Source organism: Streptomyces sp. NPDC031132 (genome assembly GCF_055570595.1).
The window spans coordinates 74971-96103 of sequence record NZ_JBVIGX010000012.1 but is presented as its reverse complement, the minus strand read 5'-3'; the positions used below and the strand labels follow the sequence as shown (position 1 = coordinate 96103).

Below are 21133 nucleotides of genomic sequence, written 5' to 3'. Positions count from 1 at the left end.
GCCCGCACGCTATCCGCAGCCGTACCTGCGTGCTTCGACGTCGGCGCCGTAGTGGGCGGGGGGCATGCCGATGCCTGGGAAAGCCAAGCAGCCGCGCCGGGAACATCCGGTCCGGCCGGCGTCGTTGCATCGACCGGGGGTCTGGCGCTGCGGGGGCGGGAACAATGGCATCCGCCCCGGCAGGGTCCGGCCTCCCGGGATCGCGGAACGCCCGCCGCGCACTCGGACCCATACATGTCTCTGCAGGAGGACTCCTTCATGACTGACCGGCCCTTGACGCTCATGGCAGTGCATGCCCACCCCGACGACGAGGCCACCGGAACCGGAGGAGTCCTCGCGCGGTACGCGGCAGAGGGCATCCGGACGGTTCTCGTGACGTGCACCGACGGCGGTTGCGGTGACGGGCCGGGGGGTGTCAAGCCGGGGGATCCCGGGCACGATCCGGCGGCCGTCGCCTTGATGCGCCGACAAGAACTTGAGGCGAGCTGTGACGTCCTCCAGGTCAGCGATCTGGAGATGCTGGACTATGCCGACTCCGGGATGATGGGCTGGCCGAGCAACGACGCCCCTGGCTCTTTCTGGAAGACCCCCGTCGAGGAAGGCGCTGCCCGACTCGCGGCCCTCATGCGGCAGTACCAGCCCGATGTGGTCGTCACCTATGACGAGAACGGCTTCTACGGCCACCCCGACCACATCCAGGCCCACCGCATCACGATGGCGGCGCTCGAGATGACCGCGCTGACACCGAAGGTGTACTGGACGACCATGCCGCGTTCGGCGATGGAGCGGTTCGGCAAGATCATGCGGGAGTTCCATGAGGACATGCCGGAGCCGGATCCTGCCGAGGCCGCCGCGCTGGCCGAGATCGGCCTCCCCGACGATGAGATCACCACGTGGGTGGACACCACCGCGTTCAGCGGTCAGAAGTTCGACGCGCTGGCCGCACACGCCAGCCAGGGCGAGAACATCTTCTTCCTCAGGATGGGCAAGGAGAGGTTCGGCGAGTTGATGGGTACGGAGACCTTCGTACGTGTCCAGGACGCCACCGGTGCGGCCCTCCCCGAGAACGATCTCTTCGCCGGCCTGCGCTGACGGCACGCGGTGGCGCTCCTGGTACGACGCCCTGGGCCGGCGTACCGCCAGGCAGCGTCCGGCTCCGGCAGGTGCGGTGCCCGAGGTAGTGGAGGAGACCGTCTCCACCTGGGACGGCACCACGCTGTGCGAGCTGAGCACGATTGCCGGCCGGACACTCCATGGCTGTGACCCTCAGCTGGAACCACGACGGCCGCCATCCGCTGACCCGGACGGAACGTATCGGGGACGCCTGACAGAAGGCGGTGGACCGCCGAGGGAGCTGGTCGGAGAGGACGGGAAGATCGCCTGGCGCACCCGCTCGACGGTATGGCGCGCCACCACCTGGAACCGGGACGCGACGGCCTACACGCCGCCGCGCTTCCCGGGCCAGTACTTCGACGCGGAATCCGGCCTCCACCACAACTACTTCCGCGCGTACGACGCGGAGACGGCCCCCTGTTTCCACCGGACCCGCTGAGCCTGCGCCCGGCGCCCCCTCCGGTCGCTTACGTCGGCAATCCGCTCACGTGGTTCGACTGCTCGGTCTGGCTCCGCGTCGGGGCTGCGAAGAGCGCCCCACGGCCCAGGGAACCGTTGCCGGCTCAGTCACGGGTCAGTCCGATCCATCGCCTGATGCGCGGAGTGACTGGCCCAGCGGCGTGAACGTGAACATTTCCTGCAGCAGCGTGCCCCCGACCCGGGCAGCGAGCAGGGCCGGCAGGGGACGGCCGGAGTCGTAGTCGTTCCAGAGGTGCAGAACGAGCATGGGGTTCTCAGGGCCGGCGGTGGCGTAGGCGAGAGCCTTGCTGGTGCGAGGGTTCGGGCCGCCGAAGACAGCGGAAGGTTCTCCGAACGCCGCGACGACGTCAGGCCAGTCCCGGTCCACTGCGCACCAGCCGGGCAGTGCGTCCCGCATGGACTGGTACTCCGCCTCCGACAGCACGCGGTCGAGGGTGAGCCACCCGCGGCGGTGGGCGAACTCCGCGTGGACGGAAGCGGTGTGCGTATCGCGGGCCGGGTCCTGCGGCAGCAGCCTCTCGAAGACGCTCTGGACGCCGTCCGTGTACCAGGCGCCGCACTCGGCGAGGCGAGACTGCTCTTCCGGCCATGCGCCGGCGTCCCGTTCGGACATGAGCAGATGATCCATCAGGAACCAGACGGCAGTATCGAGGTCGCCGTATGCGGCTGGGCGGCGCAGGACGCTCCCGAGCTGCTCGAGGAAGTGAGCTCGTATCTCATGGGACGAGGCAAGGCGTGGAGTGCTCGGCATGGGTGTGAGTGTGCCGGTTCGCTGCGGCGAGCGCGCACGAGCACACGGTGACTGGCCCGGGTGGTGAACTTGCCGGGGACGTGCGGGGCGGTGCCGGCGGCCGGCGGTGTGCGCGCGGCTGGACCGGTGGACTCGCGCCGTGCTGCCCCGGCCGGGGGCACGGCGAGGCGTGAGCCGCGACGGAATCGCCTCTCCCCAAGCGGCCTGCTGTACTTCTTCGGAAGCGGTCTCGTGCCGGCGGCACGAGTTTCTCCGATCATCTGTCACGTTCCGGTGCCCGGGTCCGTCAGTGAGGTGTCGCTGACCGAAAGATGGAAGGACAACACGTTGCTGACCAGCATCATGTACGTGACGCTCTATGTCACCGATCAGGACCGGGCGCTGAGGTTTTACACCGAGCAGCTCGGCTTGGAGAAGCGCATCGACTTCCCGAACCCCGGCGGGCGCTTCCTCACCGTGGGCGTCCCCGGCAGTCCGGTGGAGATCCTCCTGTGGGCGCACGGCGCGGCGGCGGGGCAGCCGGCCGAGCTGGTGCCGGGCGCCACGCCGGGTCCGGTCATCCTGGAATCGGACGACCTGAGGGCGGACTTCAAAGCGTTCCGCGACCGCGGGGTGACCTTCGACCAGCCTGAACCCGAGGACTACGGATTCGGCGTCCGCATCGAGACGGTGGACCCGGACGGCAACCGCATCTCGCTGCGCGAGCGCAGCCGCGCAGCCCGGGCCAACGGCTGACCTTTCGCAGACCCGGTGCGGCGGCCCGGGCCCCGGCTTCGAGCCGCGACCGCCGCACCGGCATGCCCCGGCGGCGGGTCTTGGTGGTGGCAACGCATGCACCGCGCCGCCGCTCACCCGGTGCGGGCATTCGTCGCGGGCAGCCCGGGGGTGGGTCACGTATGCAGGCGGCTGTTGGCGCCGACCACACTGATCGGCCCGTCCGGGTCGTCTTCGGGCAGGACGAAGGCGACCCCTGGGTTCGGTCCTTGAGCTGCTTGCGTTGCAGTTCCGTGTTCTCCAGCCATAGACGGTCGGGGGCGGCTCGGGCATCGTCGCGTGTGCGGCGGCCGTCCGCGGGTGTCACTCCGCGGGCGTGATCCGCCAGCTGCCGTGACATACATCGAGCGTTGCGGTGAGGTCGGCCCGCTGGGGGAACGTGACGCCCAGCCGCCACGGGTCTGGCAGGGCGGCCAGTCGGATGGTGACCAGATCCTCGGTGACGTTGCCGAGGGTTCCGATCCAGTGAGGTGCGGCGGCGATCAGCTGCTCGGGTAGCCGGGGCCCGGGCTCGGGAACGCGCGAGAGCGGCTCCCCAGCGAGTTCGGCGAGGGCGGAGCCGGCCAGCAGAGTCAGCAGCCGCGCCAGGACTGCGGCCGGCAGGGCGGGGTCGCGGGTCTGCAACATCACGTAACAGTCGTCGTGGCCCGAGAACCAGACCCGGGAGTCTTCCAGGCGGCTCAGGAGCGGCTCGTCAATGCCGGTCGTACCGAGCACGAGGGCGAGCTCGTCGAGTTGCTCCGGGGTTGCGTCGGCGGGTACGTCGATCACAGTCAGCTCGTACGGCGACCAGGTGCCGTCGAGGAGACGGGGGAGGAGGCCGCGGTCCATCACCAGGAACTCCTCCGAGAGTCCGTTCGTGCCGGACGCCCAGGACCCGAGGGAGTGGACCGTGCACGGCACGTCGAGCTCGGCCGCGATCAGTGAGGGTCGCAGCGGATGCCAGTGCTCATCCAGGTAGGAGTTGGTCTCGAGTGACACCACCGCCACGGCGTCGTTCGCCACGGCCGCGAGCAGGTCGACCAGCTCGGCCGCCTGGGCTGCACCGGCGCTCACCTGCCACAGGCCCTCGGTCTCACGGATGCTGAAACTCAATGGGAATGGCTGCCGCTCCATGCCGACACTGTTCACGCTGAACGCGCCGTGCTGCCCGACCTCGATCACTGCTCCACCCCCGAGAACCCGCCGGACGCCACTGCCCAGCCGCCGTCATCCATCAGCGCTGGTCAGTGGGGTGGGCCTGACATAGCCGGCCACCCGCGTCCGCCACCAAGCAGCAATCCTCGCCGGCACACTCATCTGGTTCGACAAATGACCGACAAGACGCCGCACAACTCCCGAGGCTTCAGCGGAGCGGGTGGGACCGCTGATGCCGACCAGGCGGGGCGAAGCTCAGCGCGTTCTCGTCGAGAGCATTGCAGACGGTCACCCGACTCGTCTCGAACTCGAAGCTCACGTCGACGTTTCCCTGCGCCAGATCCCTTCCTGTCCACTCGAGCAGTTCGACCCCTTTGAGAGACAGGCCCCGCAGAGCCTTCAGTTCGGGAAGAGGGTCGGAACGCCACTCCAGGTGGAAGCCGGGCCACCGGACGGGGGCACTGGGGTCGATCGTGTTCCACGTGAGGGAAAGGTCGTCGAACTTGTGATGATTGATCTCGACCCGCTCACCTTCGAAGTCGAACAAGAGCGGGCATTCACAGAACCACTCATCATCCTGGCGGTCCCAGACCATCCAGGCTCTCGTCAGGGTCCGGCCGGCAAGACCACGCAAGCGCTGCGCATGCTCCCGCACGACGTCAATGCGGCGGTTCAACCACACCGGCTGATAGCCCGCGATGCCAAAATCGAACATTGCGTCATCTTGTCAGAGCCGCCTCCCGTCGGTTCGACGCAGCCCGAGCGACGGCCGACCGACCACTTCCCAAACACCCCTGGCGGGACAAAACGCTCTTTGAGGACCGGCAGGCCCAGACTCTGCTCACGTAAGCCGAAGGTCAACTGACGGAACAGGCAGGCCCGGCAGGTCCGTCCCGGCTCTGGTGCACAGGGGGTGGCGTGCGCGAGGATCGCGGCCTCGCCACGCGATCATTTCCTTACAGGAGGACGTCCATGGTTCGCCGCATACCCCGCGGTCTCGTCTGTGCGGGCACCGCCACCGCAGCTCTGTTCGCCCTGGCCGGTCCCGTCTCGGCCCTGCCCTCGGCGGCCCCCGCCCCGGCGCCGCTTCCCCGCGCCCGCGTCTTCATGGTCAACCCCGTCCAGTCCTCCGGCGACCAGACGCTGACCGACGGCAAGGACGGCGCCGACACCGTGCCCTCCTCCGCCTACACCGTGGCTGCGCTGCGCAACCTGGACGGCAGCGGTTCGCTCTCCGGGAAGTGGGCGTACGTCCGCTCCGACACCGGCGCGTCCGCGAAGACGGCGGACGCCGCCGGCTACACCCGCGCCGACGACCAGTTCGAGCAGGTCATGGCGTACTTCTGGGTGAACGAGGCGCAGGAGTACCTTCAGGGCCTCGGATTCGGCAGCGAACTGCCGGGAGCCAACGACCGCGCACAGCCGCTGCGGATCAACCAGTGGGGCGCCGACAACTCGTTCTTCTCCGACAAGAAGGCCGAGATCCGCTTCGGCAAGGGCGGTGTGGACGATGCCGAGGACGCCGAGGTGATAGTCCACGAGTACGGCCACGCGGTGCACAACGCGCAGGTCCCCGGCTTCGGCACCTCCCCGGAGGCGGGCGCCATCGGTGAGGCGTTCGGCGACTACCTCGCGGTCGAGGTGGGCGCGCACGCGGACGAGGTCTACGGGTGGCCGCGCAAGGCGGACCTGGCGTGCGTCGCCGACTGGGACTCGACCGGTTACAGCGCGGCTCCGCACTGCCTGCGGCGGATCGACGGATCCAAGGTGTACGCCGACCGGGTCGGGGAAGTGCACGCGGACGGGGAGATCTGGTCGCGCGCACTGTTCGACATCCGCGGCGCGTTGGGCGCCCGGACGGCCGACCGGATCATCGTCAACGCGCAGTTCGGATTCCGAGCCGACACCGATTTCGCGGACGCCGCACGGACGACGATCTCGACGGCGCAGCGCATGTACGGCACGGGCGCGGCAGATGCCGTGCGCGCCGCGTTCGCGGCACGGCAGATCCCCGGGATCGCGTAGCCGCCGCACCGCGTGCGCAACGCCACCGCCCCGGGCCGTCGTCCCGGGGCGGTGGCGGGCCGGCTTCCCCGGCCCGGCTCCCCGGCCTGGATCATGGCGCCGCTGCGGCCATGACGGAGCCGTCGCCGGGTGCCTCCGCGGTGTCGAGGGGGTGCTGCAGGAGGGCGAAGGCGGAGTCCAGGCAGTCCGCGGCGCGGGCCGGGTCGGAGTCGACCTTCCGCATGATCTGCAGGCCCTGCACCAGGTTGAGCAGCAGCCGAGCGCCTTGCCGCGGGGTGACGGCCGCAGCGAGCTCCCCGTCCTGCGCGGCCCGCTCCAGCTGCGCGGTGAACGCCTCCTCGGCGTACCGGAGGTTCCGCCGGGCCAGCTGGGCGACCTCCTCGTCGTGCGGCAGCAGTTCGGCGATGCTGTTGACGCTGAAGCACCCTGCGTTTCCGGAGGCGGCGTCGGCGGCGAGGAGCCGGCCCAGGACGTCCCGAAGCTGGGGCAGCGCAGGCCCCTTGTCATCGAGCGCGGTGCCGAGCAGCCGGGTCTGGTGGTCCAGGTAGCGGCCGAGGGCCCGGACGAACAGCTGGTGCTTGTCCCCGAACGCCGCATAGATCGATCCGCGGCCCAGCCCCAGCTCCTCCACGAGGTCGCTCATCGCGGTCGCCTCGTAGCCCTTGCGCCAGAACAGGATCATCGCCCGGTCCAGGATCGCTTCTTCGTCGAACGTGCGTGGTCTCGCCATGCACCCCACGGTAGCGAAGGTCGGCGGCCGAGTCAGCACGTGGTTGACCGCTCGTTCCATAATCGGCTACGTTATGGAACGAGCGGTCCGGAACTCCCGAAGCGGAGCCGGGCCCACCCGTGAGACTGATCCGTCAGGAGCGAGCGTCGTGAAGGTCGAGATCTATTCGGACCTGGTGTGTCCGTGGTGCTACATCGGCAAGCGCCGCTTCGAGAAGGCCCTGGCCGCCTTCCCGGAGGCCGCGGGCGTCGACGTCGTCTACCGGCCGTTCCAGCTCAACCCCGCGGCCGCCGAGACGACGGAGCCGTCCGCACACGTCTACGAGCGCAAGTTCGGTCGCCCCGCCGCGACCATCTTCGGCCCGCTGACCGGTGCTGCGGCCGCCGAGGGGATCACGTTCCGGATGGACGACGCCCTGGCCACCAACACCTTCCAGGCGCACCGCCTGCTCTGGTTCGCCCGGCGGCACGGGCGCCAGGCCGAGGTGAAGGAGCGCCTGCTGGCGCACTACTTCACCGACGGCGGGAACCTCGGCGACCGCGAGGCCCTCGCGGGGCTCGCCGAGGCGGCCGGCCTCGACCGCGCCGCCGCGCTGGCCTTCCTCGCCTCGTCCGAGGGAGCGGACGAAGTCCGCGCCGAGCTCGCCGAAGCCGCCGATCTCGGCGTCACGGCGGTCCCCACCTTCGTGATCGACGGCACGTTCGTGCTCCAGGGCGCCCAGAGCCCCGAGGCCCTGCTCGACGCCCTGGAGAGGGCCGCGGCCGACCGCAACCCCGCGACCACCGCCTGATTTCTTGCCCAGCCCCACCCCACCCCTCACAGACTTGATCAAGGAGCATCTCATGAAGGCAGCAGTCATCGACCAGTACGGCCAGGTCCGCGACGTCGTGCGCGTCACCGACATGCCCGTCCCCGCCGTCGGCCCCCGCGACGTGCTCATCGAGGTCCGCGCAGCCGGTGTCAATCCGGTGGACCACCTGATCGTCAAGGGCTTCCTGAGCGCGGGTGCGCCGACCGGGCCGCTGGTCATCGGCAACGAGCTCGCCGGTGTGGTGACCGAGGTCGGCGGCGAGGTCACCCGCTTCGCGGTGGGCGACGAGGTCTTCTCCCGCGTCGACCCCCGCCTGGGCGGCGCCTTCGCCGAGTACGTCGCCGTGGACCAGTCGCTGGTCGCCGCCAAGCCGGCCGGCCTGACGTTCGAGGAGGCCGCCTCGCTGCCCCTGGTCGCGCTCACCGCCCTCCAGGCCCTGACCGAGCAGGCCGACGTACGGGGCGGGACGCGCGTGCTCATCCACGGCGCCGCCGGCGGCGTGGGCTCCGCCGCCGTCCAGATCGCCAAGCAGCTCGGCGCCGAGGTCGTGGCCACCGCCAGCGCCGGCAGCGTGGAACTGGTCCGCGAGCTCGGTGCCGACCGGGTGATCGACTACCGGGCCGAGAAGTTCGACGAGACCGTCTCCGGGGTGGACGTCGTCCTCGACACCATCGGCGGCGAGACGCAGGAGCGGTCCTTCGCCGTGATCAAGCCGGGCGGCACGCTGGTCTCGATCGTCCCGATCGCGGACGCCGAGGCCAAGCAGGCCCAGTGGAACGTCCGGGCCCGCAGCTTCTTCATGCGCCCGCACGGCGAGCAGCTGGCCCACCTCGCCGGCCTGGTGGAGTCCGGCCAGCTCCGGCCGATCCTCGAAACGGTCTTCCCGCTCGACGAGGCCTCCGAGGCCCTGCAGAAGGTCGAGCGAGGCGGTGCCCGCGGCAAGACCGTCATCGGTGTCCGCGCCTGACCGCACCCCCGCTCCCGGAGGCCGCCGCCCGCCCCACGGCCGGCGGCCTCCGTGACCTCGTCCAGCCCGGCCTGCATCTGCCCCGCTTCGACGTCTCGCGCAACGTCCTGGGCCAGCAGCATCCGCAGCACACACACGATGGGCGCGACCCCAAGGACGGCCAAGCAGAAGGGCCCGAATCCTTTGAGGATCCGGGCCCTTCTGGGCAGTAGCGGGGACAGGATTTGAACCTGCGACCTCTGGGTTATGAGCCCAGCGAGCTACCGAGCTGCTCCACCCCGCGTCGGTGAACCCCACCCTACGCTACCGCCCGGCCCGCGTTTGACCGGCTTTTCGTGCATGGTGCCGGCGCACAGGTTCCTCCGGGGCGAAAGCAGCCTTGCGGATGGCGCGGCGCAGCTCCTCGTCGCCCGGCCTGCCACCCGGCGCGGGCAGTCCGTCAGGGTCTGCGAACGGGTGCCGCATTGCGGTAGGCGGCCCTGGCGGCCTGGATCCGGCCCGAGGCGGTCTACGGCAAGCGGCGCATCGACGCCGTTTCGCGCGCCGAACCAATCAGCTGCGTACCGCGTCCCCATATCCGCCGTGGGGCGGGCGGTGGCACGGGTGTGACTGAGGGCGACACCTGGCTCCGTCCAAGGGCCGCGGGCGTTCCTACAGGTCGGGAGTCGCGGTTCCTACGAGGGCGGTGTGGATTCCTGCGGGACCGGCGGGTGGGATGCGGCGCGGGTGTCGTCTTCCTCCGCGCGCGGCCAGTATCGGCCTTCGAGGGCCTCGGCGCTGCGGTTGAGCCGGACCAGGACGTCCTCCAGCTCCCGTACCTCCTCAGGGGACCAGTCGGCGACCACCCGGGCCAGGCAGGACTGGTTGGCCTCACGGTCTCCGGCGAGACGGCACCCGCCTTCAGCGGTGATGCGCAGCTTGCGGGCGATGCCGCCGTCCGGGTCCGCGACGCGCTCGGCCAGTCCGCAGCGCAGCAGCGCGGCCGTCTGGCGGTTCACGGTCGAGGTGTCGAGCCCGAAGGCCTCTGCCAACTGTCCGATGGACATGGGGCCTTGTGTTTCGATCCGGCTGAGCAACAGGTACGCCGACCGCTCGAGGCGTTCGGGGTCGCGCTCGCGCCGGGCAAGCACCTGGTGCCGCGAGAGCAACATCAGCTCCCGCTCCAGTTTCTCCATCACTGCGCCTCCCGCTCCTTTCGGCGCTCCATTATCGCCGACCCGTGGACCGGCAGAGCTCTGCCGGGGGGTCTGCGGACGGCTCCGCGCGCGGGCGCGGGCCAGGTCCGCGGCGATATGCATTATGCATAGCGTGTGTACTATGCACTCCTCGTTGTCACCCCGACGAGCCACAGCTCAACCCGGAGGACCCGCATGACCGTCACCACGTCCACCGCCTCCCGCGCGGCCGAGATCCTGTCCCGGCCCGTCACGCTGAACGGCCTGACCGTCCCCAATCGCATTGCGATGGCTCCGATGACGCGGATGTTCTCACCCGGCGGCGTGCCGGGCGAGGACGTGCAGGCGTACTACGCCAGCCGGGCCGCCGCGGGTGTGGGCTTGATCGTCACCGAGGGCACTTACGTCGGCCACGAGTCCGCCGGGCAGAGCGACCGGGTGCCGCGGTTCCACGGCGAGGACCAGTTGGCGGGGTGGGCGAAGGTCGCCGCGGCCGTGCACGAGGTAGGAGGCACGATCGTGCCTCAGCTGTGGCACATAGGCATGGTGCGTAAGAAGGGCGAGGCACCGTACGCCGACGCGCCCGCCGTCGGCCCCTCCGGCGTCCGCGTCGACGGCACCGAGGGGACGGGCAAGGCGATGACCCGCGCCGACCTCGACGACGTCATCGGCGCGTTCGCTGACGCCGCTGCGGAGGCCGAGCGGATCGGCTTCGACGGTGTCGAACTGCACGGCGCCCACGGCTACCTGCTCGACCAGTTCCTGTGGGAGCGCACCAACCGCCGCACCGACGCCTACGGCGGCGACGCGGTGGCCCGTACGAAGTTCGCCGCGGAGATCGTGGCCGCGATCCGCGAGCGCGTCCCGGCCGACTTCCCGGTGATCTTCCGCTACTCGCAGTGGAAGCAGGAGGCCTACGACGCCCGGCTTGCCCAGACCCCGGAGGAGCTGGAGGCGATCCTGGCCCCGCTGGCGGCGGCCGGCGTCGACGCGTTCCACGCCTCCACCCGGCGCTACTGGCTCCCGGAGTTCGAGGGCTCGGACCTGAACCTGGCGGGCTGGACCAAGAAGCTCACCGGCCGGCCGACCCTCACCGTCGGCTCGGTCGGCCTCGACGGCGACTTCCTCCGCGCCTTCGTCGGCGAGGGTGCAGCGCTCGGCGACATCGACAACCTCCTGGACCGCATGGAACGCGAGGAGTTCGACGTGGTCGCTGTCGGCCGGGCGCTGCTCCAGGACCCGCACTGGGCGGCGAAAGTCCTCGGCAACCGCTTCGACGAGCTGAAGCCGTACGACGCGGCGGCGCTCAGGTCGCTCAGCCGGTAGCCGGCCGACCGGTCAAAAGACGGACGGACTGACCGTACGGTTCGAAGGCGACAGCGTGGCAAGGGAGCTGGCTCGTGCACTCCCGCCGCGGGCCGATTCGCCGGCGAGCTGTACGGCATCCCGGGCGCGCGGTTCTCGCCGGCGTCGCCGGAGGGCATCACGATGATCTGGCTGGGCACACCAGCCCGCATGCTCCTGACCGGGATCTCCCCGATGCCCATGCGGGGTCCCGTGTCCACCGACTGGTGGACACGGGGTCCACCGGTCGGGGCTGCCGGGGGAACGGCGCTGCGGACGAGCATCTGAGGCATGAGAAATCGCCCAGTGCGCATGGCCCGTTGGAGCGCCCGACACCCGTGGAGCGCGATCATCGGATGGTTCGTATTCGTCCTCCTGTGCCTCGGCGCCGGCATCGCGACCGGCAGCAACGCGGCGACCACCGAGGACTTCCGGGTCGGGGAGGCCGGGCACGCCGAGTCGATGGCGACCGACGGCGGTCTCCAGCGCCGGCCCACCGAGCACGTCCTGATCCGCGCGAGGTCCGGTCGTCCGGACACGGAGTCGGCCGCTTCCGCGGCCCGTGAGCTGACCGACCGGATGGCCGGGCTGCCCGAAGTCGACGACGTGGCCGCCCCGGTCCGTTCGCAGGACGGCAGCACCCTGCGCGTGACCGTGGTCCTCAAGGGCGCCGAGCTGGAGGGCAGGAAGAACGTCGTCCCGCTCCTCGAACAGACGGCGAAGGTGGCTGCCGGCCATCCGGAGCTGGTCGTGGAGGAGACCGGCTCGCCCGCCATCAGCAAGGGCGTCAACGACCAGCGCGCCGACGACCTCGCGCTCTCCGAACGCCTCACGCTGCCGGTCACCCTCGTCATCCTGCTGATCGTCTTCGGTTCCGTGGTCATGGCCGGTGTGCCGCTGGTGCTGGCGCTCTCCTCGATCGCCGCCACCCTGGGCCTGGCCATGGTCGCCTCCCACGTCCTGCCCGACCCCGGGGTCGGGACCAACATGATCCTGCTCATCGGCCTCGCCGTGGGCGTCGACTACACGCTCTTCTACCTCAAGCGCGAACGCGAGGAACGCGCCCGTGCGGAAGGCCGGCTCAGCCCCGAGGCACTGGTCGAGCTCGCGGCGGCGACGGCCGGCCGGGCCATCGTGGCCTCCGGCCTCGCGGTGATCGTCTCCACCGCGACGCTCTACCTCGCCACGGACGTCATCTTCTCCTCGCTGGCGACGGGCACGATCCTGGTCGTGGCGGTCGCCGTGGCCAGCTCCCTGACCGTGCTCCCCGCCCTGCTCGTGAAGATCGGCCACCGGACCGAGCGCCGGGCCGCCAAGAGGGCCGCGCGGCGGGCGCGCCGGGGCGGGCCGGTCCGTACCGAGCCGGGGAAGGCGCAGAAGCCGGAGAACGGCAGGGTGTTCGCCGCCCTGCTGCGCCCCGCGCGCCGCCATCCCGCGATCACCCTGTGCGTGTCCGTCCTGCTCGTGCTCGGCATGGCGGCGCCCGTACTCGGCATGAAGCTCATCGACCCGGGCAAGGACACCTTCTCCCGCGACATCCCGGCCATGCGGGTCTACGACCGGCTGACCGCAGCCTTCCCGGAGCTCCTGGTCAAGCACGAGGTGGTCGTCTGCTCGGCCCCCGACCAAGCCCCCCAGGTACGCGAGGCCCTGGCGGACCTGGGCCGTCTGGCGCTGGCGGACCCGCTGTTCGCCCGGAACGCCGAGCCGGTGGTGCGCACGTCTGCCGACGGCCGGACCAGCGTGCTCGAACTGGCCGTCCCGTACCCCGCGCCCTCCGGCCCGGCGATCGAGTCGCTCGACCACCTCCGCGGGGCGTACCTGCCCGCCACCGTCGGCGCGCTGCCCGGTGTGGAGGCAGCGGTGAGCGGCGACGTGGCCCGCGGCCGGGACTACGTCGAGCACGAGAGCGGCAAACTGCCGTTGGTCATCGGATTCCTCCTGCTGCTGACCTTCGTGATGACGGTGTGGGCCTTCCGCTCGGTGGTCATCGCCCTGGTCGGCGTCCTGCTCAACCTGCTCTCCGCCGCCGCAGCGCTCGGCGTGCTGGTCCTGGTCTTCCAGGGGACCTGGGCGGAGGGGCTGCTGGACTTCGACTCCCTCGGTGCGATCGCGTCCCGCGTGCCGCTGTTCCTCTTCGTGATCCTCTTCGGGCTGTCGATGGACTACCAGGTGTTCGTGGTCAGCCGGATCAAGGAGGCGAGGGACCACGGGATGACGGCCCGCGCGGCCGTGCTGGACGGCATCGGCCGGTCGGCCAAGGTGGTGACGAGCGCGGCCATGGTGATGGTCACGGTGTTCGCGGCCTTCGTCTTCCTGCACCTGACCGAGATGAAGCAGATGGGCTTCTGCCTGGCGGTGGCGGTCCTGCTCGACGCCGTGGTCGTCAGGATGATGATCCTGCCGTCGGTCCTGCTCCTCCTCGGTGAGCGGGCATGGTGGCCACGGCGCCCCGAACGGCAGGCCGGGACCGCCACCGGGCCCGTCTTCCCGGTCGCCACTCCCTCCACCCGCCCCGTTGGCTAGTCTGACGATCATGCTGCAACGACCTCAGCGCGGTGACCCGTTGTGGATCTGGGCCCTCCACGGGTGGGAGACGCTGTCCTGGGCCCTCATCGCCCTGGTCACCCTGATCACCCTCGTGGGCGGTGCCCCGGCCGCGACGAAATACGGGGTGGCGGCGCTGGTGGCCGTCCTCGCCCTCGGCTACGCGCTCGTGCGCTGCCGTCCCGGCAACCCGGTGCTGCGCCCGTCCGGCTATCTGTGCCTCCTCGTGGCGGCGCTGGGCGGTCTCTCGTACGTCGGGGACGGCTTCGGGGTCTTCTACACCGTGACGCTCGCGCAGTTCGTCATCCACGCGGGCGGCCCCAGGGCAGCGGTCCTTTCCATGGGTCTGGGCGCGGTGGCGATCACGGCGGGCGGCACGCTGCGGGAAGGGCCCAGCCTCGACGTCCTGACCACCAACACGATCTCCTCCCTCGCGGTGTTCGCGGTCGGCGTGCTGATCGCGGTGGTGACGCCCCGGGCCCTGGCACTGCGGGACGAACGGGCCCGGCTGCGGGCGGAGTTGAATGCGGCCCAGCTGGAGCTGGTCGAGGCGTACCAGCGCCAGGGCGCCGCGGAGGAACGCGAGCGCCTCGCCCGGGACATCCACGACACCCTCGCTCAGGGCTTCGCCTCCATCATCGTGCTGGCGGAGGCGGCCCGGTCCGGGCTCGCCGTGGACCCCGGCCGAAGCGCCCGGCAGCTGCAGTCCATCGAACAGACCGCCCGGGAGAACCTCGCCGAGGCGCGCGTGCTCGTCGGTGCGGCCCCCCGCAGCGGCGTGGCCGCCGGATCGGTCGCGACGACGCTCCGCCGCACCTTGGACCGGTTCACCGAGGACACCGGGCTCACCGTCACGGCGGAGCTGGCGGACATCGCGTGCGACCAGCCGACGAGGGTCGTGCTGCTGCGGTGCATGCAGGAGTCCTTGGCCAACATCCGCAAGCACGCGGACGCCTCCACGGTGAGCGTCGTCCTCGCCCGCCACCCGGCCCACATCGAGCTGGAGATCACCGACGACGGACGCGGGTTCGTGGTCGAGGAAGCCGAGGGCTTCGGTCTGGTCGGAATGGGCAAGCGCCTCGCGGAGTCCGGCGGCGGCCTCACCGTCACCAGCTCGGTGGGCGACGGCACCCGGATCCTCGCCGTGATCCCCGTGAACCCGATGGTCCGCACGAACGGTCAGGTGTGACATGACGACAGTGCCCACGGCCCCCGCCACGACACGAGGCCACCGCCTGCGCGTCATCCTGGCCGACGACCATACGGTGATGCGTGCCGGACTCGTCGCGCTGCTGGCCTCCGAGCCCACGATCGACGTCGTCGGCGAGGCCGGGGACGGCCGCGAGGCGGTGCGGCTCGTCGAACGGCTCGACCCGGACGTGGCGCTCCTCGATCTGCGCATGCCCGTCCTCGACGGCGTGGGTGCCACCACCGAGATCGTCGCGAGTGGCGCCCGCACCCGCGTCCTCATCCTGACCACGTACGACACCGACGCGGACATCGAGCGCGGTGTCGAGGCGGGGGCGACCGGCTACCTCCTCAAGGACGCCACCCGCGACCAACTGGTCGAAGCCATCCACGCGGCCTCCCGGGGCGAGACCGTCCTCGCCCCGCGCGTCGCGCAGCGGCTGGTGGCGAAGATGCGCCGACCCGTGCCCGTGGCGCTCACCGCGCGCGAGGCCGAAGTACTGGGCGCGGTCGCCGACGGGTTGTCCAACGCGGAGATCGGACGGCGACTGTTCATCGGAGAGGCCACGGTGAAGACCCATCTCCTGCGGATATTCGCGAAGCTCGACGTCAGCGACCGCACACGCGCCGTGGTCGTGGCGATGAACGACGGGTTGCTCCGACAGCGCTAGGGCACGGTTCTGCCGGTCAGGCCGCGGTGCGGGCGGCTTCTGCTGAGCAACCTGGAGATCGGCACGGCAGGGAACGCAGAAGGGGCTGGCAGGGGCGCTCTACCTCGCGCAGGGCTGGTGGCACCGTGCGCAGGGTCGGGTCTGGCTGGGTGGTGCGGAGGAAGTTCGATCACGCTGGCCAGGGGCTGAGGGGCAGCCGGGAAGCGATCACCTGGCAGGCACCTCCCCCTTCGGAGCCGCCGCAGGCGGCTGGCGGAAGCGCCGGGGACCGGTCAGGCTCCAGAGTGCTGGTACGGCTGCTGCGCCTGCCCGTACGCCTCACCGCCGGGAGCGCCTGCGGCTTGCGCCTGCGACTGCTCGGCCCACTCCTTGGGCACTTCCTGCTCCATACCGCAGAACGTGCACTGAGTCGCAAATTTCGTCGAGATGGGGAACAACGGCACGAAGAACAGCGTGAACTTGGTGACGTACTTCCTGACCGCATGCGCGACAGGGTTGCCGCAGTGACGGCACGTCAGCATGAGGATCGCGAGCTGGTACACGTATGCCGTGGTGCCGAAGATGATCATGCGTGGAGTCCTTAAAACTGGGGCGGGCGGAGGAGGCTGGGGTGAGGCGGCGGGTGTCCGCTCTCCGTGCCGTGTGGTGATTCCATTACGCCCTGGGTGGGGGGTCTGGGTCATGGCCCGGAAACTCGCGGCTTGACAAAGCCGTCACGAAGACCGGCGCAGGCCGGGGCCGGGCGACCGGACCGGTTGCGCTGTGGGGCAGCCACAGTCCTCGACGGGAAGCGCCGAACCTTGATCACGTGCCGTCGAATCTTGACGGACGCGAGGTCGCCCGCAATCCTGAGCCCGGACTCTGACCTGCGGTTTTGTTGAGACTAGCGGAGCTACCCTCTGGTGCTCGACAGTGCGGAAACGCCTCCGGCCGGAGGGCGAGCCGGGTCGTCGTCGCGGTGCGCGCCGTCGAGGTGACGCAGGCCGCGGTGTCGGTGTGGGCGCCAGAGTGTCGTCGCGGGGCCCCGCGCCTGCCGGCCAGGCGCAAAGGGCCCCCGGGGCGGGAAGAGGGGGCAGCTGCGGCCCGGCCGTCGGCGGTGCGGGCCGGGGGAGACCTCGGTGGCCTGGGTAGCCGATCCTGCAAGCGGGGCGACCTCGAGGGAGGCCCCGGGATGGTGGTGCGGCCCCGGTTGATCCGATGCTTTCGCAGGCCGCGAAGTCGAGGCCGGGCTCCGGTGTGCTGGGGGGTGGCGCGGCTTTTGGGCAGAAGTTCGACGGGCACCGTGCGCTGCTGTTCACCCGGGCCGACCCGGGCGGCCGGGTGCTGCTCCAGACCCGCCGCGGCTCCCTGCGCACGCCTTGTACAGCGGGTCCTCGAGGGGTGGCCGTGTGGTGCACGAGGCGTGCGTAGAGGTTGATGCAGCTCAGCAGCAATGCGCTCGACATGGGCAACGGGATCGACCTCGACCCGGCTGTCGCCATCCCAGGCCACGGCGGACGAACCGCCGCCGACACCCGCCAGGGATGAGCGCGGAGCGGTGGTAGTACAGGGTCTGGGGCGAAGCCGTCTGCCGAGGCTTCGCCCCAGACCCACTGGTCATGGCCGGGCGGTCAGGAGGGCAGGGCCCCCTCCGCCAAGACCCGCTTCCCGGCGGGATTCGCGGCTTGCTACCTGTCGACGGCGTCGGTTACGCGCTGCCAGCTGTCCAGGTCTGCGATCCGACCCTCCAAAGCCGGGCGCATGCCCGTCGTGCTGGAGGCGCCAAGAGCCAGGCGCAGCGGCGGGTTGGGGCTGTCGACAGCGGTCCGGATGCCTGTAGCGATCCGCGCCGCGGTGGAGAACGCGGACGCCGGCAGCTCTCCGATGCCCTTCTGGACCTCGCGGACGGTCTGGTCGTAGTCGCTCAGGCCGGCTGCGACATCGAGGTTGGCAAGGAAGGGGGTCGCGGTCAGCCCGGGCTGGATGATCGTGACCTTGATCCCGAGCGGTGCGACCTCGGCCGCCAACGCGTCCGACAGCCCCTCGACCGCGTACTTGGTGGCGGCCAGCAGACCCACGCCGGGATGGGCGGACTGCCCGTAAACCGACGAGCCCTGGAGGATGTGCCCGGACCGCTGGGCGCGGAGCACCGGCAGCGTTGCGCGGAGCACGTTGAGCACTCCGAAGACATTCGTGTCGAACACGGCACGGACCTGCGTGTCGGATGCCTCCTCGACGGCTCCGAACAGTCCGTATCCCGCGTTGTTGGCCACGACGTCGATACGGCCGAACCGTGCGAGCGTGCCTTCCACTGCGTCCCGGACGGCTCGCTCGTCGCGCACGTCCGCCTGGATGAGAAGCAGGCGCTCACCGTGCGCTTGCGCCAGTTCGTCCAGGGAGGAGGTGTCGCGGGCGAGGGCCGAGACGGTGTCGCCGTTCTCCAGTGCCTGGAGCGTCAGTTCGCGGCCGATGCCGGACGTCGCGCCGGTGATCAGCCATGTGCGGAGGGGGGTCTGGTGGTTGGATTTTCCGTTCATGTTGCGACCGTAAGACGTTAGCTCGCAACGAGTCAACCTAGATCGACGGGGAAGTTGCCGACTAGTTGAATTAGCACCGCTCGCCCTGATGTACTGTGGGAGGATGATCACTGCGGCAGCCGGAACTCCCAAACCCAGCCCCCGCACCGTCACGCCGACGGTGGAGACCGTTCTCGCGTTCGTGAACACGCGCGCGGACGGATCGGGCCGCCGAGAGTTGTTCGGGGACGGGGACTCGTTCGCGGCGTGGCTGGCGGAGCGCGACGAGTTCGGTGGCGAAACCGTGGTGACCGACGCTGACGCCGCGGTCGCGCGCGAGCTGCGTGATGCGCTGGTGACCGTGCTGCTCGCGCACTCGGGCGATGAGGAAAGTCTGGGTGAGCCGCTGCTGCGTGCCGAGCGGCACCTGCGACGTGTGGGTTCGCTCTACCCGCTGGCGACGGTGGTCACGGCCGGCGGTGTAGAGCTGGCCTCGCCGCAGACGGGGGTGCCGCGCGTGTTCGGAACCGTACTGGCTGCGGTGACGACCTTCGCCCAGAGCAGCGACTGGGGACGCATCAAGGCGTGCCGGAACCCCCCGTGCCATTTCGGTTTCTTCGACCGCACCCGCAATGGGGGAGGGCTGTACTGCAGTACTGGCTGCGGTTCTCAGGTGTCCATGCGCAAACACCGCCAGCGGCAGCGCCATGGCAGTGGTACGCCGTCCGAAGCGTGAGTCCGCCCTTCCAACGAGGAGGGCGATCACCCCCACCGGCAAGCGAAAGAGTCAGAACCCTGGCCTGGCCGGCCTCTACCGGGCACTCGCCGAGCACGAGAAGTGCCGGGCGCATCCCGGAGCCGTCGAATCGGCCCGAGACCGGAGTGGAAGATCTTGAACTTAGAACGTGCCTGGCCCGAGCCGACTGGCTGGACGCACCCGTCTCAACGTGCGCGAACCCGAACCCTGACGGCTACCACCTAAGTCGGCCGCGGCGGGGGGCTGATAGACCGGCGGCCGTACGATGACCGCATGACCGCCGCGCAGTCGAGGAGCCGGCGCCCTGCCGGGCGCGGTTTCGTGCTGCTCGTCCTCGTGGTGCTGGCCGGTGTCCTGGGCATGCATGCCCTGGCCCCGAGCCCCTTGCCGACGGCGCACGCCGGCACCGGCCACACCATGGTCATGGCGCACGCGGAGGCTGGCTCGGTCACGGCGGGGGACTGCTCGCACTCGGCCGGTGGATCGCATCATCTCGATCACGCGGACGGTACGTGCGCCGCCGCCGGGGTGGGCTCCTCCTATGCTCCGCCGGCGCTCAGTGCCGCCTTCGGCGAGGTTCCCGCCGCCGTAGTTCCGGCCGCGGTGGCGCCGGAGGCGGCGGTGAGGCGGGCGCCGCCTGACCTTTCCGAGCTGCAACTCCTGCGGATATAGAGCGGCCCGCACGGCACTCACTGGTCCGATGACCGGTGCCGTGCTCCCGGCACGCCCTCTACATCCGTACACGCACGCCCTGACGCGGGGCTGCGCATCAAGGAGTTGCATCACCATGAACCGCAACCGTTCCCTCATCCGCCGTACCGCCGCCGTCGCGGCCGCCGCGGCGGCCGCCCTGGTACTGGCCGCCTGCGGCAGCAGCGACAGCGAGGCCGGCCACGAAGGCCACACCTCCGCCTCCCCGTCGGCTTCCGCTCCCGCTGCCCAGGGGCAGCCCAACGCGGCCGATGTTGCGTTCGCCACGGGAATGATTCCCCATCACCGGCAGGCCGTGGAGATGGCCGACCTGGCCCCGACCCGGGCGGACTCGGCCGAGGTGAAGAAGCTGGCCGAGGAGATCAAGGAGGCCCAGGACCCGGAGATCAAGACGCTCTCCGGGTGGCTGACCTCCTGGGGCGAGCAGGTGCCCGCCGAGGGCGCCATGGACCACTCCATGCACGGCTCGGACGGCGGCATGATGACCGCCGAGGAGATGGACGACCTGAAGAAGGCTTCCGGCAAGGCGTTCGACGCCGCCTTCATGGAGCTGATGATCAAGCACCACCAGGGCGCGGTCGCGATGGCCAAGACGGAGCAGAAAGACGGCTCCTACCAGGGCGCCAAGGACATGGCCGGCGCCATCATCACCTCCCAGGCCGCCGAGATCACCCAGATGAACAAGCTCCTCGGCAAGAACTGACCCCTGTCGGCGGGTCTCCCGTCTGGCCCTCCGGTGACACGGAGGGCCAGAGGCCGTGCACGGCTGTCGCTGGCGAGGTGGACGCTCGCGCTCATGCCGCCACGGGACCGTCCGAGCGCATGGTCGACAGGTTCGGACTCGGCGCCCCTTCTTCCTGGTACCGACGACGTGTTGACGGGCGACCTTGACCATCGCCTCAAGCTCGAACTCCACTGGAACCGCCCCGCGTTCCATGCGCGATACTTAGCTCTGTGCCTTGCCCGTCGCCGCTGCCAGCGCAGCCTGCTTGACGCCTGTCGCGCGGCGCCGCTCTCCGATTCGCGAGCCCAGCATCCGCTGCCGCGAAAATATCTCCGTCACCCCGTCCCCTTCCTGGCGGTCGTGTGTCTGTGGAGACTGCGGTTTGGGCCTCAGTACCGGCCATGGCCCGTCGCCAGTCTGGCAGCGGTTGTCACTGACCAGCGGCCAGTCGGCGGGCGGTATGGCCGGTCGATGCGCGGGTCGATGGCTGCCGCGTCGTTGACACCGTGGTCTGCCCCATGCGACAAAGGCCATCTGGCAGTGCGCCTGCCCGAGGCCACCTGGTCGTCGTGCGCGGCTGTCCCTGCTCTCGGCGCGTCGTCTCCGACGACGTGAGGCGAACGCCCTCCTCCACGCTGACTTCTGCAACTGCATCAGCGCTCCAGAGTCATCTGACCGACCACGACGGGAATCCCGACATGACCCTCATGCCCGGATCGCGCGTGCCGGGACG

At 70.4% G+C, this 21133-nt stretch carries 20 protein-coding genes, 1 tRNA gene and 2 pseudogenes; 13 read left to right on the top strand and 10 right to left on the bottom strand.

All coding sequences use genetic code 11. From position 1 onward, the window contains the following. Window positions 1–258: 258 nt before the first annotated feature. Both ACZ49B_RS19935 and ACZ49B_RS19930 read left to right on the top strand, forming a co-directional pair. Entirely contained in the window at window positions 259–1092 is an 834-nt protein-coding gene (locus tag ACZ49B_RS19935; protein WP_468307496.1) for a PIG-L family deacetylase, read from the top strand. A gap of 76 nt (window positions 1093–1168) precedes the next feature. Next, window positions 1169–1552, top strand: coding sequence for an RHS repeat-associated core domain-containing protein (locus tag ACZ49B_RS19930; protein WP_468307495.1), 384 nt, complete (start codon window positions 1169–1171; stop codon window positions 1550–1552). A 135-nt stretch (window positions 1553–1687) separates the two neighbouring features. Here ACZ49B_RS19930 and ACZ49B_RS19925 read toward each other — a convergent pair whose 3' ends face one another. Then, window positions 1688–2206, bottom strand: coding sequence for a hypothetical protein (locus ACZ49B_RS19925; RefSeq protein WP_468307492.1), 519 nt, complete (start codon window positions 2204–2206; stop codon window positions 1688–1690). A 465-nt stretch (window positions 2207–2671) separates the two neighbouring features. Between ACZ49B_RS19925 and ACZ49B_RS19920 the strand changes: the two genes are divergently transcribed. Beyond that, window positions 2672–3079 carry a VOC family protein gene (locus ACZ49B_RS19920; protein WP_468307490.1) on the top strand — a complete coding sequence of 136 codons (408 nt, stop codon included), beginning with the start codon at window positions 2672–2674 and terminating at the stop codon, window positions 3077–3079. Between the two features lie 342 nt (window positions 3080–3421). On the opposite strand, the gene ACZ49B_RS19915 is transcribed toward ACZ49B_RS19920, so the two are convergent. Together ACZ49B_RS19915 and ACZ49B_RS19910 are read right to left on the bottom strand one after the other, a co-directional pair. Further along, window positions 3422–4213: a hypothetical protein gene (locus ACZ49B_RS19915; protein WP_468307487.1), complete on the bottom strand. Its 792-nt coding sequence runs from the start codon at window positions 4211–4213 to the stop codon at window positions 3422–3424. Between the two features lie 250 nt (window positions 4214–4463). Further along, window positions 4464–4970, bottom strand: coding sequence for a hypothetical protein (locus tag ACZ49B_RS19910; protein ID WP_468307485.1), 507 nt, complete (start codon window positions 4968–4970; stop codon window positions 4464–4466). Window positions 4971–5227: 257 nt separating this feature from the next. On the opposite strand from ACZ49B_RS19910, the gene ACZ49B_RS19905 reads away from it, so the two are divergent. Further along, window positions 5228–6280 (top strand): M4 family metallopeptidase, encoded by a 1053-nt coding sequence (locus ACZ49B_RS19905; protein WP_468307483.1) that lies wholly within the window; start codon window positions 5228–5230, stop codon window positions 6278–6280. A gap of 91 nt (window positions 6281–6371) precedes the next feature. On the opposite strand, the gene ACZ49B_RS19900 is transcribed toward ACZ49B_RS19905, so the two are convergent. Further along, window positions 6372–7010, bottom strand: a complete 639-nt coding sequence (locus ACZ49B_RS19900) for a TetR/AcrR family transcriptional regulator (RefSeq protein WP_468307480.1) — start codon at window positions 7008–7010, stop codon at window positions 6372–6374. Between the two features lie 148 nt (window positions 7011–7158). Between ACZ49B_RS19900 and ACZ49B_RS19895 the strand changes: the two genes are divergently transcribed. Both ACZ49B_RS19895 and ACZ49B_RS19890 read left to right on the top strand, forming a co-directional pair. Further along, complete coding sequence (locus ACZ49B_RS19895) at window positions 7159–7800, top strand: DsbA family oxidoreductase (RefSeq protein WP_468307478.1); 642 nt, start codon at window positions 7159–7161, stop codon at window positions 7798–7800. A 52-nt stretch (window positions 7801–7852) separates the two neighbouring features. Further along, a complete protein-coding gene (locus tag ACZ49B_RS19890) occupies window positions 7853–8788 on the top strand; it encodes an NADP-dependent oxidoreductase (protein WP_468307476.1) in 936 nt (311 codons plus the stop codon). 53 nt (window positions 8789–8841) lie between these two features. Here the strand turns inward: ACZ49B_RS19890 and ACZ49B_RS19885 are convergent. From ACZ49B_RS19885 to ACZ49B_RS19875, 3 genes and pseudogenes are all read right to left on the bottom strand, one after another. After that, window positions 8842–8949 (bottom strand): annotated as a pseudogene (locus tag ACZ49B_RS19885) (DUF2975 domain-containing protein); the annotation flags it as partial. A 48-nt stretch (window positions 8950–8997) separates the two neighbouring features. Next, window positions 8998–9071, bottom strand: a tRNA-Met gene (locus tag ACZ49B_RS19880). A gap of 391 nt (window positions 9072–9462) precedes the next feature. Further along, window positions 9463–9963, bottom strand: a complete 501-nt coding sequence (locus ACZ49B_RS19875; RefSeq protein ID WP_468307764.1) for a MarR family winged helix-turn-helix transcriptional regulator — start codon at window positions 9961–9963, stop codon at window positions 9463–9465. Between the two features lie 195 nt (window positions 9964–10158). Here ACZ49B_RS19875 and ACZ49B_RS19870 point away from each other — a divergent pair, with 195 nt between their 5' ends. The 4 genes from ACZ49B_RS19870 (at window position 10159) to ACZ49B_RS19855 (ending at window position 15713) form a co-directional block, all read left to right on the top strand. Beyond that, a complete protein-coding gene (locus ACZ49B_RS19870; protein ID WP_468307473.1) occupies window positions 10159–11289 on the top strand; it encodes an NADH:flavin oxidoreductase in 1131 nt (376 codons plus the stop codon). A gap of 309 nt (window positions 11290–11598) precedes the next feature. Further along, window positions 11599–13833: an MMPL family transporter gene (locus ACZ49B_RS19865; protein WP_468307471.1), complete on the top strand. Its 2235-nt coding sequence runs from the start codon at window positions 11599–11601 to the stop codon at window positions 13831–13833. Between the two features lie 10 nt (window positions 13834–13843). Next, window positions 13844–15043: a sensor histidine kinase gene (locus ACZ49B_RS19860; protein ID WP_468307469.1), complete on the top strand. Its 1200-nt coding sequence runs from the start codon at window positions 13844–13846 to the stop codon at window positions 15041–15043. A 1-nt stretch (window position 15044) separates the two neighbouring features. Further along, on the top strand, window positions 15045–15713 hold the full coding sequence (locus ACZ49B_RS19855; protein WP_468307466.1) for a response regulator: 669 nt from the start codon (window positions 15045–15047) through the stop codon (window positions 15711–15713). A 272-nt stretch (window positions 15714–15985) separates the two neighbouring features. On the opposite strand, the gene ACZ49B_RS19850 is transcribed toward ACZ49B_RS19855, so the two are convergent. Both ACZ49B_RS19850 and ACZ49B_RS19845 read right to left on the bottom strand, forming a co-directional pair. Beyond that, window positions 15986–16282, bottom strand: a complete 297-nt coding sequence (locus ACZ49B_RS19850; protein WP_468307464.1) for a zinc-ribbon domain-containing protein — start codon at window positions 16280–16282, stop codon at window positions 15986–15988. Between the two features lie 1098 nt (window positions 16283–17380). After that, window positions 17381–18229 carry an SDR family NAD(P)-dependent oxidoreductase gene (locus ACZ49B_RS19845; protein WP_468307461.1) on the bottom strand — a complete coding sequence of 283 codons (849 nt, stop codon included), beginning with the start codon at window positions 18227–18229 and terminating at the stop codon, window positions 17381–17383. 103 nt (window positions 18230–18332) lie between these two features. Here ACZ49B_RS19845 and ACZ49B_RS19840 point away from each other — a divergent pair, with 103 nt between their 5' ends. From ACZ49B_RS19840 to ACZ49B_RS19830, 3 genes are all read left to right on the top strand, one after another. Further along, window positions 18333–18944: a CGNR zinc finger domain-containing protein gene (locus ACZ49B_RS19840; protein WP_468307459.1), complete on the top strand. Its 612-nt coding sequence runs from the start codon at window positions 18333–18335 to the stop codon at window positions 18942–18944. A 294-nt stretch (window positions 18945–19238) separates the two neighbouring features. Beyond that, the gene (locus ACZ49B_RS19835) at window positions 19239–19637 is read left to right on the top strand and encodes a DUF6153 family protein (protein WP_468307457.1); all 399 of its coding nucleotides are present in this window, start codon (window positions 19239–19241) and stop codon (window positions 19635–19637) included. A gap of 115 nt (window positions 19638–19752) precedes the next feature. Then, window positions 19753–20379: a DUF305 domain-containing protein gene (locus ACZ49B_RS19830; RefSeq protein ID WP_468307454.1), complete on the top strand. Its 627-nt coding sequence runs from the start codon at window positions 19753–19755 to the stop codon at window positions 20377–20379. Window positions 20380–20396: 17 nt separating this feature from the next. Here the strand turns inward: ACZ49B_RS19830 and ACZ49B_RS19825 are convergent. Then, window positions 20397–20562: pseudogene (locus tag ACZ49B_RS19825) on the bottom strand (IS5/IS1182 family transposase); the annotation flags it as partial. Window positions 20563–21133: the final 571 nt, after the last annotated feature.